Source organism: Promineifilum sp. (SeqCode) (assembly GCF_041918635.1).
Lineage (GTDB): Bacteria > Chloroflexota > Anaerolineae > Promineifilales > Promineifilaceae > Promineifilum.
The window spans coordinates 1-13,645 of record NZ_JAYRVJ010000538.1; the positions used below are offsets into that span (position 1 = coordinate 1).

Annotated in this window: 14 protein-coding genes; 7 read left to right on the top strand and 7 right to left on the bottom strand. The window is 65.3% G+C overall.

Annotated elements, in window-relative coordinates:
• Positions 1–545, bottom strand: a 545-nt coding sequence (locus ACE3UY_RS16135; RefSeq protein WP_374688519.1) for a hypothetical protein, incomplete at its 3' end; no start/stop codon positions are given.
• A 109-nt stretch (positions 546–654) separates the two neighbouring features.
• Here ACE3UY_RS16135 and lepB point away from each other — a divergent pair.
• The 3 genes from lepB to ACE3UY_RS16150 all read left to right on the top strand — a co-directional run bounded on the left by lepB (position 655) and on the right by ACE3UY_RS16150 (position 2,436).
• Entirely contained in the window at positions 655–1,251 is a 597-nt protein-coding gene (gene lepB / locus ACE3UY_RS16140; RefSeq protein WP_374688520.1) for a signal peptidase I, read from the top strand.
• Between the two features lie 104 nt (positions 1,252–1,355).
• A complete protein-coding gene (deoC, locus tag ACE3UY_RS16145) occupies positions 1,356–2,153 on the top strand; it encodes a deoxyribose-phosphate aldolase (RefSeq protein ID WP_374688521.1) in 798 nt (265 codons plus the stop codon).
• 4 nt (positions 2,154–2,157) lie between these two features.
• A complete protein-coding gene (locus tag ACE3UY_RS16150) occupies positions 2,158–2,436 on the top strand; it encodes a hypothetical protein (RefSeq protein WP_374688522.1) in 279 nt (92 codons plus the stop codon).
• Between the two features lie 77 nt (positions 2,437–2,513).
• On the opposite strand, the gene ACE3UY_RS16155 is transcribed toward ACE3UY_RS16150, so the two are convergent.
• Complete coding sequence (locus ACE3UY_RS16155; protein ID WP_374688523.1) at positions 2,514–4,346, bottom strand: Ig-like domain-containing protein; 1,833 nt, start codon at positions 4,344–4,346, stop codon at positions 2,514–2,516.
• 223 nt (positions 4,347–4,569) lie between these two features.
• Between ACE3UY_RS16155 and ACE3UY_RS16160 the strand changes: the two genes are divergently transcribed.
• From ACE3UY_RS16160 to ACE3UY_RS16175, 4 genes are all read left to right on the top strand, one after another.
• Positions 4,570–5,880 carry a hydroxymethylglutaryl-CoA reductase, degradative gene (locus ACE3UY_RS16160; RefSeq protein WP_374688532.1) on the top strand — a complete coding sequence of 437 codons (1,311 nt, stop codon included), beginning with the start codon at positions 4,570–4,572 and terminating at the stop codon, positions 5,878–5,880.
• A gap of 96 nt (positions 5,881–5,976) precedes the next feature.
• A complete protein-coding gene (locus tag ACE3UY_RS16165; RefSeq protein WP_374688524.1) occupies positions 5,977–7,053 on the top strand; it encodes a hydroxymethylglutaryl-CoA synthase in 1,077 nt (358 codons plus the stop codon).
• 94 nt (positions 7,054–7,147) lie between these two features.
• Complete coding sequence (locus ACE3UY_RS16170) at positions 7,148–8,302, top strand: thiolase domain-containing protein (protein WP_374688525.1); 1,155 nt, start codon at positions 7,148–7,150, stop codon at positions 8,300–8,302.
• Between the two features lie 259 nt (positions 8,303–8,561).
• Complete coding sequence (locus ACE3UY_RS16175) at positions 8,562–8,969, top strand: Zn-ribbon domain-containing OB-fold protein (RefSeq protein ID WP_374688526.1); 408 nt, start codon at positions 8,562–8,564, stop codon at positions 8,967–8,969.
• Positions 8,970–9,060: 91 nt separating this feature from the next.
• Here the strand turns inward: ACE3UY_RS16175 and ACE3UY_RS16180 are convergent, their stop codons facing one another.
• From ACE3UY_RS16180 to ACE3UY_RS16200, 5 genes are all read right to left on the bottom strand, one after another.
• Positions 9,061–9,327 (bottom strand): hypothetical protein, encoded by a 267-nt coding sequence (locus tag ACE3UY_RS16180; RefSeq protein ID WP_374688527.1) that lies wholly within the window; start codon positions 9,325–9,327, stop codon positions 9,061–9,063.
• Between the two features lie 22 nt (positions 9,328–9,349).
• Complete coding sequence (locus tag ACE3UY_RS16185; protein WP_374688528.1) at positions 9,350–10,261, bottom strand: NAD(P)-dependent alcohol dehydrogenase; 912 nt, start codon at positions 10,259–10,261, stop codon at positions 9,350–9,352.
• Positions 10,262–10,331: 70 nt separating this feature from the next.
• Positions 10,332–11,084, bottom strand: a complete 753-nt coding sequence (locus ACE3UY_RS16190; RefSeq protein ID WP_374688529.1) for a DUF4386 domain-containing protein — start codon at positions 11,082–11,084, stop codon at positions 10,332–10,334.
• Between the two features lie 133 nt (positions 11,085–11,217).
• Positions 11,218–11,988: a hypothetical protein gene (locus ACE3UY_RS16195; RefSeq protein ID WP_374688530.1), complete on the bottom strand. Its 771-nt coding sequence runs from the start codon at positions 11,986–11,988 to the stop codon at positions 11,218–11,220.
• A gap of 104 nt (positions 11,989–12,092) precedes the next feature.
• A partial coding sequence (locus tag ACE3UY_RS16200) for a LuxR C-terminal-related transcriptional regulator (protein ID WP_374688531.1) occupies positions 12,093–13,645 on the bottom strand: 1,553 nt, incomplete at its 5' end.

A 13,645-nucleotide genomic window follows, 5' to 3' on the forward strand; every position in this document is an offset into this window, starting at 1 on the left:
GCCAGCGTCTCGCCGCCGGTCGACTCCAGCCGCACCCACCACGTCAGGTCGTCGCCGGCGGCGGGCAGTTCCTGGCCCGACATCGCCAGCCGGTAGGCCGCGCCGTTGTTAGGCTCGTCGACGAAGCCCAGCATATACTCCCGCGCCCCGTCGCTCAGGTAGACCACGAACTGCTGGCCCGCCTCCGGCGCGACCGGCCAGAACCAGTCGAAGTGAATCGTGTCGGCTGTGGTGAATTCGCGGCCCGGCCCCGGCGACAGCAGGGTGATGGCGGTCTCATCGCCCGCCTCGGCCAGGGCGGCGCGGTCTTCCGCGCTGAGGGGCACGCCGGCCGCGAAGAAGCCCATCGCCAGCAGCAACAGGGCCAGCCCATAGCCGGTGAACGCCTTGGCCCGCAGATCGAGCCGCTGGCCGGTCAGGTTGAGGCGGGTCAACATGCGGGGGGATTGGGCCAACAGCGCCAGGGCGATGGCGACTAGCGCACCCAGGGCCGACAGCCCCATGCCCCATAGAGTCCAGGTGGGAAAGCCCATCGAGGTTGCCATCTGGGCCACATTATAGCGCGTTTAGGAAACGGCGCAGGTGTTGCGCCGGGGCGGCGCGGCGGTTATCATCACGGCGGATTCGCCTCCCTTGAGGGGGTTCCCGTACGAGATGACACCCATGACTGTGGCCGAACAAACGACAACGCCGGCGGAGGACGCGCTGCCCGCGGAGGCAGTGGCGCAGCGCCGCCGCCCCACCTCCGCCTTCATCCGCGAGATCATCGAGACACTGCTGCTGACCTTCTTCATCTTCTGGATCGTCAACAGCCTGGTCGGCCGCTACCGCATCGACGGCAACAGCATGAACCCCACCCTGCTCAACGGCGAGTACCTGATCATCAGCAACTTCGCCTACCAGCTGGACGAGCCGGAGCGGGGCGACATCATCGTCTTCCGCCACCCGCGCAGCGAGCTGAACCTCATCAAGCGCGTCATCGGCCTGCCCGGCGACACGGTGGCGATCGAGAACGGCGTCGTGAGCGTCAACGGCGTGGCCCTGACCGAGCCTTACATCCAGGCCCCGCCGACCTACAACAGCAGTTGGGTCGTGCCGGAGGGGCAATACTTCGTGCTGGGCGACAACCGCAACAACTCCAGCGACTCGCACGCCTGGGGCTTCCTGCCGGAAGACCACATCCTGGGCAAGGCGCTGCTGGTCTACTGGCCGCCCAGCGAGTGGACGCGCGTGCCCCACTACGATTTCTAGGGGCCAGGGACTACGGAAGAGCGCTTCTTCCCTGGCCCTTGGCCCCTGATCATGTTATTATCCCTGTGACGCGATTGAGCGATCCAGTGCCTCAGAATAGACCAATGATGACGGAAATAGCGGCGACAACGGCAACCGAGCGGATGATCGATGAGGTTTCCGCGCGGGTGCTGGCGGCAGTGACCCGCGTAGAAACCGAGCTTCTTCCGAGAAACTCGGTTTCTAAGGGCGATCCACGCGATCCGGCCGTTATCGCCGCCTACATCGACCACACCCTGCTGAAGCCCGAAGCGACGGCGGCCCAGGTCCGCCAGCTGTGCGCCGAAGCCGCCGCGCACCACTTCGCCTCGGTGTGCGTCAACCCCAGCTACGTGGCGCTGTCGGCCGGACTGTTGGACGGCTCCGGCGTGCCCGTCTGCACCGTCGTCGGCTTCCCGCTGGGCGCGACGCCGGCCGCGGTCAAGGCGTTCGAGACGAACCAGGCCCTGCTGGATGGCGCGACCGAGATCGACATGGTCATCGCCATCGGCGCGCTGAAGGGCGGGGAATACCAGACGGTCTACGATGACGTGGCCGCCGTGTGTGCCGCGGCCCACGCCGCCGGCGCGTTGGTGAAGGTCATCATCGAGGCCGCGCTATTGAGCGACGAAGAGAAGGTAGCCGCCTGCGTCCTGTCCGTGGCCGCGGGGGCCGATTACGTGAAAACGTCCACCGGCTTTGGGCCGGGCGGCGCGACGGCGGCCGACGTGGCCCTGATGCGCCGCGTCGTCGGGCCGGACGTGGGCGTGAAAGCGGCCGGGGGCATTCGGACATTGGCCGATGCCCTGGCCATGATCGAGGCCGGAGCCAGCCGTATCGGGGCCAGCGCGGGGGTGAACATTGTTGCCGAAGCCAGGAGATAACCCAGTGACTCAATGGAGATGCGACGAATGCGGGGTGGGGCGCTACCGGTTGATCGCCGCGCCCTATCTGGTCAAGCTGGGCAAGCAGATGATGGTGATGCCCGACGCGCCGGCCTACGTGTGCGACATCTGCGGCTTTCGCTGCTTCGATGACCACTTCCTGGCCTCCATGCAGTACCTCATCCGCCAGGCGGCCAACGACTCCCGCCGCCGCACCCGCAAGCGCCAACCCACCCAACAGCCCGAAGCGCCCGCCCTGCCTCCTCTCCGGCATAAGCGCTAAAGAAGCATTTCACGCAAAGACGCAAAGAACGCAAAGCGAAGAAAGATTCTTTTCTTTGCGTTCTTTGCGTCAGCCTCTTAACTCCCCGTCGCTGCCAGCACCCTCGCGGCGGTGGCGCTGTCTGGGGCGCGGACGATGAGCGAGACCCCCTCGCTGTGCCGGAAGCAGATGACTTCCTCCCCCACCCAGCACGTGCTGCCGTCGGCCTGCGGCTGCGGCTCGGCGTCGTGGCGCGCGGCGGGGTAGAGCGGGTAGGCCGCGGCGAACTCCTCCGCGTCGGCCGGCGTGTCCCACACCAGTTGCAGCACCATCACCAGCCCGCCGCTTTCCTCGTTGGCGTAAACGGCGTAGCGGTCGCCGCCCCAGCCCGTCGCGGCGCGCTCGACAGCCGCCTCCTCTAGCTGCTGGCCCAGATATTGGCGCAGGTAGAACTCGCCCAGGATGTCCTCATCGATCTGCTCCCAGCCCACGCCCAGCGTGTCCGTCAGGGGAGCCAGGGCGACGAGTTGCGGCGCGTCGCCGGCCCGGTAGCGGTCGGGGTGCAGGATCTGCTCCGTCGAGCGCGGCGGGTTCGCCCAGGCGGCGTCAATGGCCGCGAACCCGTCCTCGCGGTACAGGTCAGCCACGAACTCCACGCCGCTGGTATAGGGGAAGGCCAGGTCGCTGACCAGCACGGGCGGGAGGTCGCTCAGAAAGTCGCCGTCCGCCTCCTCGCCGCCGCTCAGGATGGCCCCGGCCTCCTCCTCGGTGAAGTACTCCCCCTGAAAGAGGTAGAGGTATTGCACCAATTCGGCCTCCCCCTCGGCCAGGGCGCGGACGGCGGCGCGGGCCTCGGAGTCGAGCGACTCGTCGGAGAGGTCGTCGAGCTGGTAGTGCTGGTCTTGCAGGGCGTGGACGAACTCGTGGGCGTGGGTCCACTGCGCCTCCGGGTCGAGCAGCGCGCCGTCGTTGACGACGACGAACTCGGCCGTCTCCGGGTCGTAGAAGCCCAGGATGCCCTCGCTCTGCAAGCGCACCTGCGCGCCGTACAGGTCGTAGTCGGGGGCCATAAAGTCGAAGGCGCTGAGAGCCAACACGTCGGCGCGGGTCTCCTCGGCGGTGACGTCGGCGGCGAAGTCGGCGGTGACGCGGTCGCGCAACTCGTCGCGGGTCAGCACGACGGGGGCGATGGGTTCCAGCGGCTCCAGACCGCGCAACGCGCTGACGTTGGCCTCCACGGCGGCGCGCACGGCGGCGTTCTCGGCCTCGGTGTCGCGCAGCAGCACGGTGATAGCCTGCTCCTCGCTGCGGATGCCGTTGAGGTTGACGGCGGTGGCGGTGAAGGTGTGGTCGCCCGCGGTGGCCGGGGCGGGCCAGTTGAGGGTGCGGGTGTAGAGGCGGTCGCCGTCGATGGGGTAGCTGGTGAAGCGCGCGCCGTCCACCTCCAGCGTCAGGCTGGTCAGCCCGGTAGCGTCGCTGGCGACGAGGACGATCTCCACCGGCTGGCCGAGGGGCAGAGTGGCCTCGTCGAGCGGGGCCACGATGCGCACCACGGGCGGTTGGGATTGGGTCTCCCCTTCCAGTTCGGCCATTTCCGCTTTCAGCCCGTCCATCTCGTCCGTCAGTTGCTCCATCTGTTCGGTCAGGGCGTCCACCGACTGCTGGCTATCGACCAGCTGGCCTTCTAACAGGACGCTCTCGTGCTGGGCGGTAGCCAGGGCAGCGGCGGTGGCGTCGCGGGTGGCCTGGACGCCGGCCAGCTCCAGCTCGGCGTCGGCCTGGGCGGCGCGCAGGGTGTCGTTGTCGGCCGTCAGGGCGCGCAGCTGGTCGCGGAAGCGCAACTCGGCCTGGAAGAGAAAGACGAAGCCGGCGGCGACGACCAGCAAGAGCATGATCAGGATCAGGATCGTCGCGGTCGCGGAACGTTTCATGGTGGCCGTATGCTACCTGAGGTGGGGGGAATTGACAATTAGGGACTAGGGAAGAGAGGGGCTAGGGACGAACGCGCTTCCCCGGCCCCTTATCCCTATCCCCTAGCCCCTATCCCCTGGCCCCTAGCCCCTAACCCCTATCCCCTAGCCCCTAATTGATAGATTTTGACAGCATTCCGGCGCTATAGTCCCGAAACGATAGACCCCAGATTGAGTTATAGCCATAGGGATAAGACACATGGGAAATAACGTTGCCGCGACAGTGAAATCATCGCGCCTACCCGGCTTCTACAAGCAGTCGCTCGCCGAGCGAGTGGCGGTAGTGGCCGAGTGGGCCGGGCTGAACGAGGACGAGCGGGCCGCGCTGGCCGGGCCGGGCGGCTTGCAGCCGGCCCAGGCCGACCTGATGATCGAGAACGTGGTGGGCACATATGCCCTGCCGCTGGGGGTGGCCGCCAACTTCCTCATCAACGGCCACGACTACCTCATCCCCATGGCCGTCGAGGAGCCGAGCGTGCTGGCCGCCATCAGCAACGCCGCGCGCCAGATTCGCGCCGGCGGCGGCTTCCAGGCCGAGTCATCGGAGCCGGTCATGATCGGCCAGATTCAGGTGCTCGACATGCCCGACCTGGACGCGGCCTGCCGGGCGGTGCTGGGGGCGCGGGCGGAACTGATGGCCCTGGCCGACCAGTACGGCGAGAGCGTCATCCGCTACGGCGGCGGCGCGCGCGACGTGGAGGCGCGGCCCTTCCCCGACACGCCGGTGGGGCCGATGCTGGTCGTCCACCTGCTCTACGACACCCGCGACGCCATGGGCGCGAACACCATCAACACCACGCTGGAGGCCATCGCCCCGCGCGTGGCCGAACTGACCGGCGGCCGGGTGGTGCTGCGCATCCTGTCCAACCTGGCCGACCGGCGCACGGCGACGGCCCGCTGCACCATCCCCCAGGACGCACTGGCCGTGCCAGACATCCCCGGCCGGGACGTGGCGCGACTGGTCATGGAGGCCAACGCCTTCGCCGTGGTTGACCCCTACCGCGCGGCGACGCACAACAAGGGCATCATGAACGGCATCGACGCCGTGTGCATCGCCACGGGCAACGACTGGCGGGCCATTGAGGCCGGGGCGCACTCCTACGCGGCGCGCACCGGGCGCTACACGGCGCTGACCGATTGGCACGTGGACGAGAACGGCGACCTGTTCGGGTCGATCACCCTGCCGATGGCCGTGGGCACGGTCGGCGGGGCGACGAAGGTGCACCCCACGGCGCGAGCGGCGATGAAGCTGCTGGCAGTGGAGTCGGCCGGCGAGCTGGCGCGGGTGCTGGCCTGTGTCGGGCTGGCGCAGAATCTGGCGGCCATCAAGGCCCTGGCGACGCACGGCATCCAGAAGGGGCACATGCGGCTCCACGCCCGGCAGGTGGCCCTGGCCGCCGGGGCCAGCGAGGCGGACGTGCAGGCCATCGCCGACCGATTAGTAGCCGAGGGTAACGTCCGCGTCGAGCGGGCGCGGGAGTTAATTGCGAATTGAGCGCGGGGGAGCAGGGGAGAAAGGGAGCAGGGGCGATCACCCCTGCGCCCCCGCCCCCCTGCACCCCTGCTTGAATATGACTGTAGACGAGGACTTATGAGCGATTACGATCCGAAAGACGGATTATTGCGGCCGGATCGGCCGGTGGGGATTGTGGGATATGGGGCCTATGTGCCGCGCTACCGGCTGCCGGCGACCGAGGTGTCGCGCATGTGGAAGGGCGGCACGGGCGGCACGCCCATCGATGAGAAGGCGGTCAACGGCCTGGATGAGGACGTGGTGACCATGTCGATCGAGGCGGCCCGCGACGCGCTGCAACGGGCGCAGATCGACCCGCGGGAGATTCGCGCCGTGTGGGTGGGCAGCGAGAGCCACCCCTACGCCGTGAAGCCGAGCAGCACCATCGTGGCTGAGGCCATCGGGGCCGTGCCGACGACGCAGGCCGCCGACTGGGAGTTCGCCTGCAAGGCGGGCACGGAGGCGATGCAGGCGGCCATGGGCTTCGTCGGCTCGGGCATGGCCAAATACGCGCTCAGCATCGGCATGGACACGGCCCAGGGGCGGCCGGGCGACGCGCTGGAGTATACGGCGGCGGCCGGCGGCGCGGCCATCCTGCTCGGCCCGGCCGATGAGTCGGTGGCCGTCATCAGCGGCTCCTTCTCCTTCGTGACGGACACGCCCGACTTCTGGCGGCGCGAGCACGCCAACTACCCGTCGCACGGCGACCGCTTCACGGGCGAGCCGGCTTACTTCAAGCACGTGACGGGCGCGGCCGAGCGGCTGATGGAACTGCTGGGCACGACCTCGGCCGACTACCGCTGGGCGGTCTTCCACCAGCCCAACGCCAAGTTCCCGCAGCGGGCCGCCAAGCTGTTGGGCTTCAGCGACAAGCAGATCGCGCCCGGGCTGCTCAGCCCGCGCATCGGCAACACCTACTCTGGCTCGACGATGATCGGGCTGACGGCCATCCTGGACGTGGCCGAGCCGGGCGACCGCATTCTGATGGTCAGCTATGGCTCCGGCGCGGGTAGCGATGCGTTCGACCTGGTGACGACGGAGCGGCTGCCGGACGTGCGCGGCCTGGCCCCCAGCACGGAAACCTACATCGCCCGCCGGACGCTGATCGATTACGCGACGTATTCGCGATATCGGGAAAAGCTGAAGATGAATTAGGGGCCAGGGGTTAGGGGCTAGGGACTAGGGAAGAGCGCTCATCCCTAGTCCCTAGCCCCTAACCCCTAATCCCTTGCTAGTGGGAAACGATCTCATGACAAATGTTTCCATCATCGGCATCGGACAAACGGATGTCCGCGAACATTGGGAGACTTCGATTCGCCACCTGGCGTGGTATGCCATCGAGGCGGCGCTGGATGACGCGCACCACCACCAGGTGGACGCCATCTACGTCGGCAACATGCTGGCCGGGCAACTGAGCAACCAGAACCACCTGGGGGCGCTGGTGGCCGACTTTGCCGGGCTGCGCGGGGTGGAGGCGATGACGGTCGAGGCGGCCGACGCTTCCGGCGGCGCGGCCTTCCGCCAGGCGGTGCTGGCCGTGCAGAGCGGGCTGGTGGAGACGGCGCTGGTCGTCGGTGTGGAGAAGGTGACGGACGAGACGGGCGCGACCGTGCTGGCCGCGCTGGCGACCTCGCTGGACGCCGACTACGAGGCCATCCACGGCCAGACGCTCAGCGGGGCCGGGGCGCTGCTGATGCGCCGCTACATGCACACCTACGGCGTGACGCTGGCCGACTTCGCCGGCTTCAGCGTCAACGCCCACGCCAACGGCGCGGCCAACCCGCGGGCGATGTACCGCAACCGCCTGAAGCCGGAGGCGTTCGCCGCCGCGCCGATGGTGGCCGACCCGGTGAGCCTGTTCGACGAAGCGCCGGCGGGCGACGGGGCGGCGGCCATCCTGGTCACCAGCAGCGAGCGGGCGGCCGACATGGTGGCCCAACCGGTGCGCGTGGCCGCCTCGGCGCTGGCGACGGATGCGGTGGCGCTGCACGACCGGCGCGACCTGTTGTGGCTGAGCGCGGCCGAGCGCAGCGCGCAGCGGGCGCTGGCCGCGGCCGGGGTGACGCTCGACGAGATCGACGTGGCCGAGCTGCACGACTCGTTCACCATCATGGCCGCGCTGTCGCTGGAGGCGTGCGGCTTCGCGGCGCGGGGTGAGGGCTGGACGCTGGCCCGTGACGGCCACATCCGGCGCGACGGGCGCATCCCCATCAGCACGTTCGGCGGCCTGAAGGCGCGCGGCAACCCGATGGGCGCGACGGGGGTCTACCAGCTGGTGGAGTTGACCCAGCAGTTGCGCGGCAAGGCCGGCGACTGCCAGATCGCCAACGCCCGCACCGGCCTGGCCCAGAATTTGGGCGGCATGGGGGCGACGGCGGTCACGCACGTGCTTAGTAGGGACTAGGGGCTAGGGGCTAGGGACTAGGGACTAGGGAAGAAAGGGGCCAGTTTCCAGGGAACAAAGTCTTCATGTGGGGCGTTCTTCCCCTAGCCCCTAGCCCCTACCCCCTACCTTGATAGCTTTTGACAGTATTTCCCCTTGCGCTGGCAGAGAATGGGAGTTGCGCGGGGGATAATTACAACGGTCGCGCAAATCCGCGCGATGGTTGACATTTAGAAACCAGGTTCTCAGAAGCAACCCGGTTTCTAAAGAGGTTAGAAAGATGGAAGTTTCACGTCATTGGCGTCTCAATCAGCAACGGTATGCCCTGGTCGGCGAAGTGTGCCCCAACTGTGGGGTGAAGCTCTTCCCGCCCCGTGACGTTTGTTTGGAATGCGAAGCGCCGGCCAAGGAACTCTACACCTTCACCGGCGTCGGCGAGGTCTACTCGTACACGACGATCTACGACCCGCCGGCCGGCTTCGAGCACAACGCGCCCTACGTGATCGCCCTGGTCAAGCTGGAGGAAGGCCCGCTGGTCACCGCCCAACTGACAGACGTGGATTTCGCGGACGTCGCCATCGGCCTGCCGGTGGAGATGGTCACGCGCAAGCTGCGGACGGACGGGCCGGAGGGGATGATTGTGTATGGGTATAAGTTCCGGCCCGCGGAACTGCATATGCCCCAATAGACAACAAAAGGTCTAAGCTAGGCGAACACCCCTGGAGACAGGGGTGTTTTTCATGCTCCAACTAAAGACCTGTCAGGTCTTTGGTAAGCGCTTAGTTGTCTGACGCATCTTGAGGGCCAGCGCCAACGAGATTCACCGCCAGCAGGACGAGGCCCAGATCGCGTACCTTCCGCAAAATGCCATACAGCGCGGCCTGGTCGACAACCGGGCCGGTGAGGAGCGTCGTACCGTCTGCTTCCAACGTGATGCTCAGCTCCTCAAACCGGTCCGTCCATTGGCGACCAAGATGACTCTTGACTCGGATTTGGTAGATCGTTGGGTGGCCGGCCTGACCATCTTGATCGCTTGTGTTCAACAACTCGCTATTCTCCTACCCGGTCTCATGCGACCGTGATGACGACATTCCCCGCTTTGTGACCTTTCCCTACATACCGGTGCGCTTCAACCATATCTTGCAAGGGATAGCGCCGGTCGATCACCGCGTTGAGCTGGCCCGCCTCAATCAGTTCTTTGACGACGGTTAATTCCTCAATGCTTTGCTTGGTGTTGAGCCGGGCAACCGTCACATAAAGTCCGTTCGGCGCGAGCGCTTTAGCGCGTTGTGATTTGGGGCATTTGCCGACCGCGTCAAAAATGGCTGTGTACTGAGCGCCGCCGGCTGAAAAATCCTCCTTGGTGTAATCGACAACGTGGTCGGCCCCCAACGATTTCACCATGTCCACGTTGGCCGTACTGCACACAGCGGTCACGTCCGCGCCATAGGTCTTGGCGATCTGGACGGCGTACGTCCCCACACTGCCCGACGCGCCGTAGATCAGGACTTTTTGCCCGCTCCGAATGTTTCCTTTGCGAAGCAGGCGCAGCGCTGTCGGACCGCCAACGGGAACAGCGGCGGCTTCCTCATAGGTCATATTGTGCGGTTTGGTCAAGACCAGCCCGGTTTCGGACAGGCATTTGTATTCCGCATACCCGCCAAAATTCTCGGCCAGGGTTGAGGCAAACACGGGTTCCCCCACCCTGAACCGGGTGACAGCCTGGCCGATGGCTTCCACTTCACCGGCGAGTTCCATGCCATAGATGGGATGTTTTGGTTTGGTGAAGCCCAGCGTCATTCGCGCGGGCAGCCAGAACAGCAGCGGTACGTTCAGGCTGCGCATGCGGATGTCCCCGGCCGAGACGGTGGTCGCATGCACTTTGACGAGGATTTCCTTCTCTTTGGGCATGGGTTTTTCAACCTCTCGAAGGTGAAGTACTTCCGGGCCTCCGAATTTGCTGGCTACAATCGCTTTCATGAGATGATCCTCCTTGCGTATTATGGCTATTCAAGCGGGCTGAAATCTTGCCCCTATCCTGATTGTCTGCTTAGGCCGCGTCCACGCGCGTGTTAGGTGTCGTTTGATCCAGCTCAGCGGTGATGGCCGTGGGTTTGAATCCTTTGACGACCAGCCAGACGCCCAGCGAAAACTCCCATATCGCGATGGGCAGAACACCCAGCGTAGTCAGTGTCAAGAGCGGCCCGGAGATGCCGAACATGAGGAGAATTGTGTTGGCAACGAGCAGGGGGGCGGCAATAAATCCCAGCACGGGCAGAACCCGCGGGACGAGGCGCGATTGGTACAGCAGGGAGCCCAACAGCACGGCGTTGGCGGCCGGCATGAGGGTCTGGCCAAGGTGGAACCAGTCATACATGGCCAGCAGCGCCCGCCCGGTGAGCAATGCGTCGGCGCCGGCCCCGGACTGGCGTAAGGTTACCATTGTCATGAGGCTGACAACGCCGGCGAAGATGGTGCTGGCTTCCAGGATCCGCGTGCCGACGAAGCCCAGCGCAAAGCTTTCGTTCTGCCGCTTGACCGCCGGGTACAGCGCGACCGCGGTGCCGATGCCGGCGAGCGCCACGATGATCTCCAGGATGCCGCCGAAGACGATGCCGGTGTCCGGGCCGGAGCCGATGATGTAGTTCGGATCGTGCACCGGAGCGTAGAGAGTAACAATTGGGATCGAGATGAAGGTCAGCAGATAGAGCACGCCCGCCGCCAGCGAGATGCTTCTCGATCGCGCTTTGGTTGCCCGCGGCTTATCGGCGATGGCGTCGTTACGGTAAACATTCGTTTTCATCTTTCACTCCTTAGGGATGGTTATGAACAGACCTGACCAGTGGGCGGCCGTGTCCGGTTCGTAGTCAGGCAATTCATTGCCGTTCCTCGCACGAGGAAGGGAAGAACGGCGATGAATTGCCTGACTACGAACTTCAGGCGACCTTGCTCGGTTCCGGGGTGGCGATTCGCTGCTCAGGCAAGGCGACCGCTGTCTTCGCGCGGCGTTCGGAAAAGAGCGCGTAGCCCAGCCAGGCCAGACCCAGCCCCACCGGTATCATCACCTTCGGTTCATAGGCGGGTGGGAACAGTGCCGCTACGGGGGTCAGCGCAGCCCCGACCGCCAGCAGAGCGGCCGCCCCGCGCGGCAGGATGTTGGCGCGGAACGTGGCGATGGCGAACAACAGGGGGCCGAGGATGTACATAGGCCCGGATGCCTTCCAAATCAAGGGGAGGACGCCGAGGTCAATCTCACTGGCAGCGCCAGTAAACATCCCCAGGATGCCTGCCACAAACGCGGGGGACTCGACGGCCAGACGCGGCAAGATGAACGCTTCCACGAAGGAAAAGCCTATGACGAGCACCAGCCAGACGCTAAACAGGATAAAACCAATCAGACCCAGCCAACCGACCTTTTCCGCCTGCCGGGCATAGAGGCCGGCCATGCCAAACAGGCCAAAGAAGCCCATGACAATGGCGAAAATGTGGACGTTGGCCCAGGTGGCCGTGATGACGGATGAGGGAACGTTGACCGGATGGAATATTCCCAGGACGATGGCGCAAAGCCCGGCGACCAGGGCGGATAGACCTGCCCAACGAGTGAGCGTCGCTGTGGTTACCTTCGTTCGACTTTCCTTGCTCGAAACCTTTCCTATGGTGTTCATCTGCTTGTCTCCTTTTTGAACCGCAGGAGTCGTGTCAACCATTGACATCCGGCCTCGCTGCTTAACTAAAGACACTATACAGATGAATGTGGGGAGAAGTCTTCCCCCGATGTGGGGATTGATGTGGGGATAGGCGAGGGTGGGACTTATAGGAGTCCCAACTCAGCCGCCCGTTTGACAGCCGCCCGGCGATTATTGACGTTGAGTTTGCTGTAGATGCTCTTGGTATGGGTGCGAACCGTGCTTAAAGCGATCACGAGTTCCCCGGCGATTTCTGGGCCGGAGAGATCGGTGTCAAACAGGCGAAGCACGTCAAGCTCACGCTCGCTGAGCGGTTCGACCAGGACGCCTGTCGTCGATTTCGCCGGCGCAACCTTGGCTGGCGAAGCGGCCCGCGACTCGCCGCTGGCGCGGGCGAGTGGCTCAGCCTGAAATGCCCCCAACAGGGTTGCGGTGTATTCGGGCAGGATTTCACGCCGGGCAGCCTCGCGAAGCAGCTGCGCCATGGGCGGCCCCTCGTCTATGAACAGGCGGATGTATCCCTCTGGCTCAGCCAGCCTCAGAGCGCGTTCCAGCGACGCAAGCGCCGCCGCGAGGTTATCCAGACCGGGTTGCGCCATCCCCTGGAAGGCGAGGGCCTGCAAGATCAGGAGTTCGATGACACTGCCCGTGCGCCCGCCTTTTTCCGCCGCGTACAGGAGGGATTCTAACAGCTCAATAGCCTCACGAACTGCGCTGTCCGAAGTGTCGCGCCGGTGCTGAGCTAACCTCACCCTAGCCAGCGTCATATGTTCGTACTCGCGCAAGTAGTTTAACGGGTCTTCAGTCGATAGCCCCTGCGCGTTGGCCCAATCGAGGGCCTGTTCCAACCGGCCCTGATCGACCCATAGCCGGGCCTTCCTGGCCGCAATGGGGCGTACGTTCGGGGAGAAGTCGCTCATATAGCGTTGATCGGCCTCGTTGAGCAGATCAAGCGCCCCATTCAGATCGCCCTCCGCCTGCCGGATGCCGGCCATCGCGGCGTACCAGCGATAGCGGCTTTGGGGTAAACCTGTGTGCTCACCTTGCGCCTTACTTCTCTCTAGATAGTGGGCGGCCGCTGGCAGATCATTCCGCTCGCGATATAGCTCGCTCAGGCCCACCAGCATATCGGCGGTTCCGCGCATCGCCGGCATTCCCTGATCGGCCGCGAGCTGCAAGGCTCGCTCGTAGATCCGCATGGCATCCCGGAGACGCCCCTGGGCAATGTGGATGTCCGCCAGGGCGAGGGCGCACCCCATAACATCCGAGATGTTCCCGGCTCGTTGCAACAAGGGCATGCCCTCCGCATACAACTGGCGGGCCGCTTCGAGGTCTCCACTCGTCCAGCATGCGAGTCCTAACAGCGCCGTTGCCCCGCCGCGCACCAGATAGTCATCCTCCGGCGCGAGTTCGAGCGCCCGCCGGGCGTGTTGGATGGTATCCGCTACTTTTCCCAGCATCAGGGCTTGCCCGGCGCGGTGTATGGCAATCGCACCGGGCAGACGGCGAAATTCCTCTTCATTGACTACGACCATTCGGGAAGGCCGAGCGTCTGGCGGCATGGGTAGATCGGCAGGTGGTTCCAACCACGTTTCGGCGGCGCTCAGCCAGGTCTCCACGCCCTCTAGCTCGCCGGTCTGAAGCAGCGCCCCGCCGAACAGGTTGCAGAGCACGGGCC

What these genes read in the sequence shown, in the direction of transcription:
- lepB (WP_374688520.1), top strand. Translation starts at nt 655, where the DNA reads ATGACACCCATGACTGTGGCCGAACAAACGACAACGCCGGCGGAGGAC.
- deoC (WP_374688521.1), top strand. Translation starts at nt 1,356, where the DNA reads ATGATGACGGAAATAGCGGCGACAACGGCAACCGAGCGGATGATCGAT.
- ACE3UY_RS16155 (WP_374688523.1), bottom strand. Translation starts at nt 4,346, where the DNA reads ATGAAACGTTCCGCGACCGCGACGATCCTGATCCTGATCATGCTCTTG.
- ACE3UY_RS16165 (WP_374688524.1), top strand. Translation starts at nt 5,977, where the DNA reads ATGAGCGATTACGATCCGAAAGACGGATTATTGCGGCCGGATCGGCCG.
- ACE3UY_RS16170 (WP_374688525.1), top strand. Translation starts at nt 7,148, where the DNA reads ATGACAAATGTTTCCATCATCGGCATCGGACAAACGGATGTCCGCGAA.
- ACE3UY_RS16175 (WP_374688526.1), top strand. Translation starts at nt 8,562, where the DNA reads ATGGAAGTTTCACGTCATTGGCGTCTCAATCAGCAACGGTATGCCCTG.
- ACE3UY_RS16185 (WP_374688528.1), bottom strand. Translation starts at nt 10,261, where the DNA reads ATGAAAGCGATTGTAGCCAGCAAATTCGGAGGCCCGGAAGTACTTCAC.
- ACE3UY_RS16190 (WP_374688529.1), bottom strand. Translation starts at nt 11,084, where the DNA reads ATGAAAACGAATGTTTACCGTAACGACGCCATCGCCGATAAGCCGCGG.
- ACE3UY_RS16195 (WP_374688530.1), bottom strand. Translation starts at nt 11,988, where the DNA reads ATGGTTGACACGACTCCTGCGGTTCAAAAAGGAGACAAGCAGATGAAC.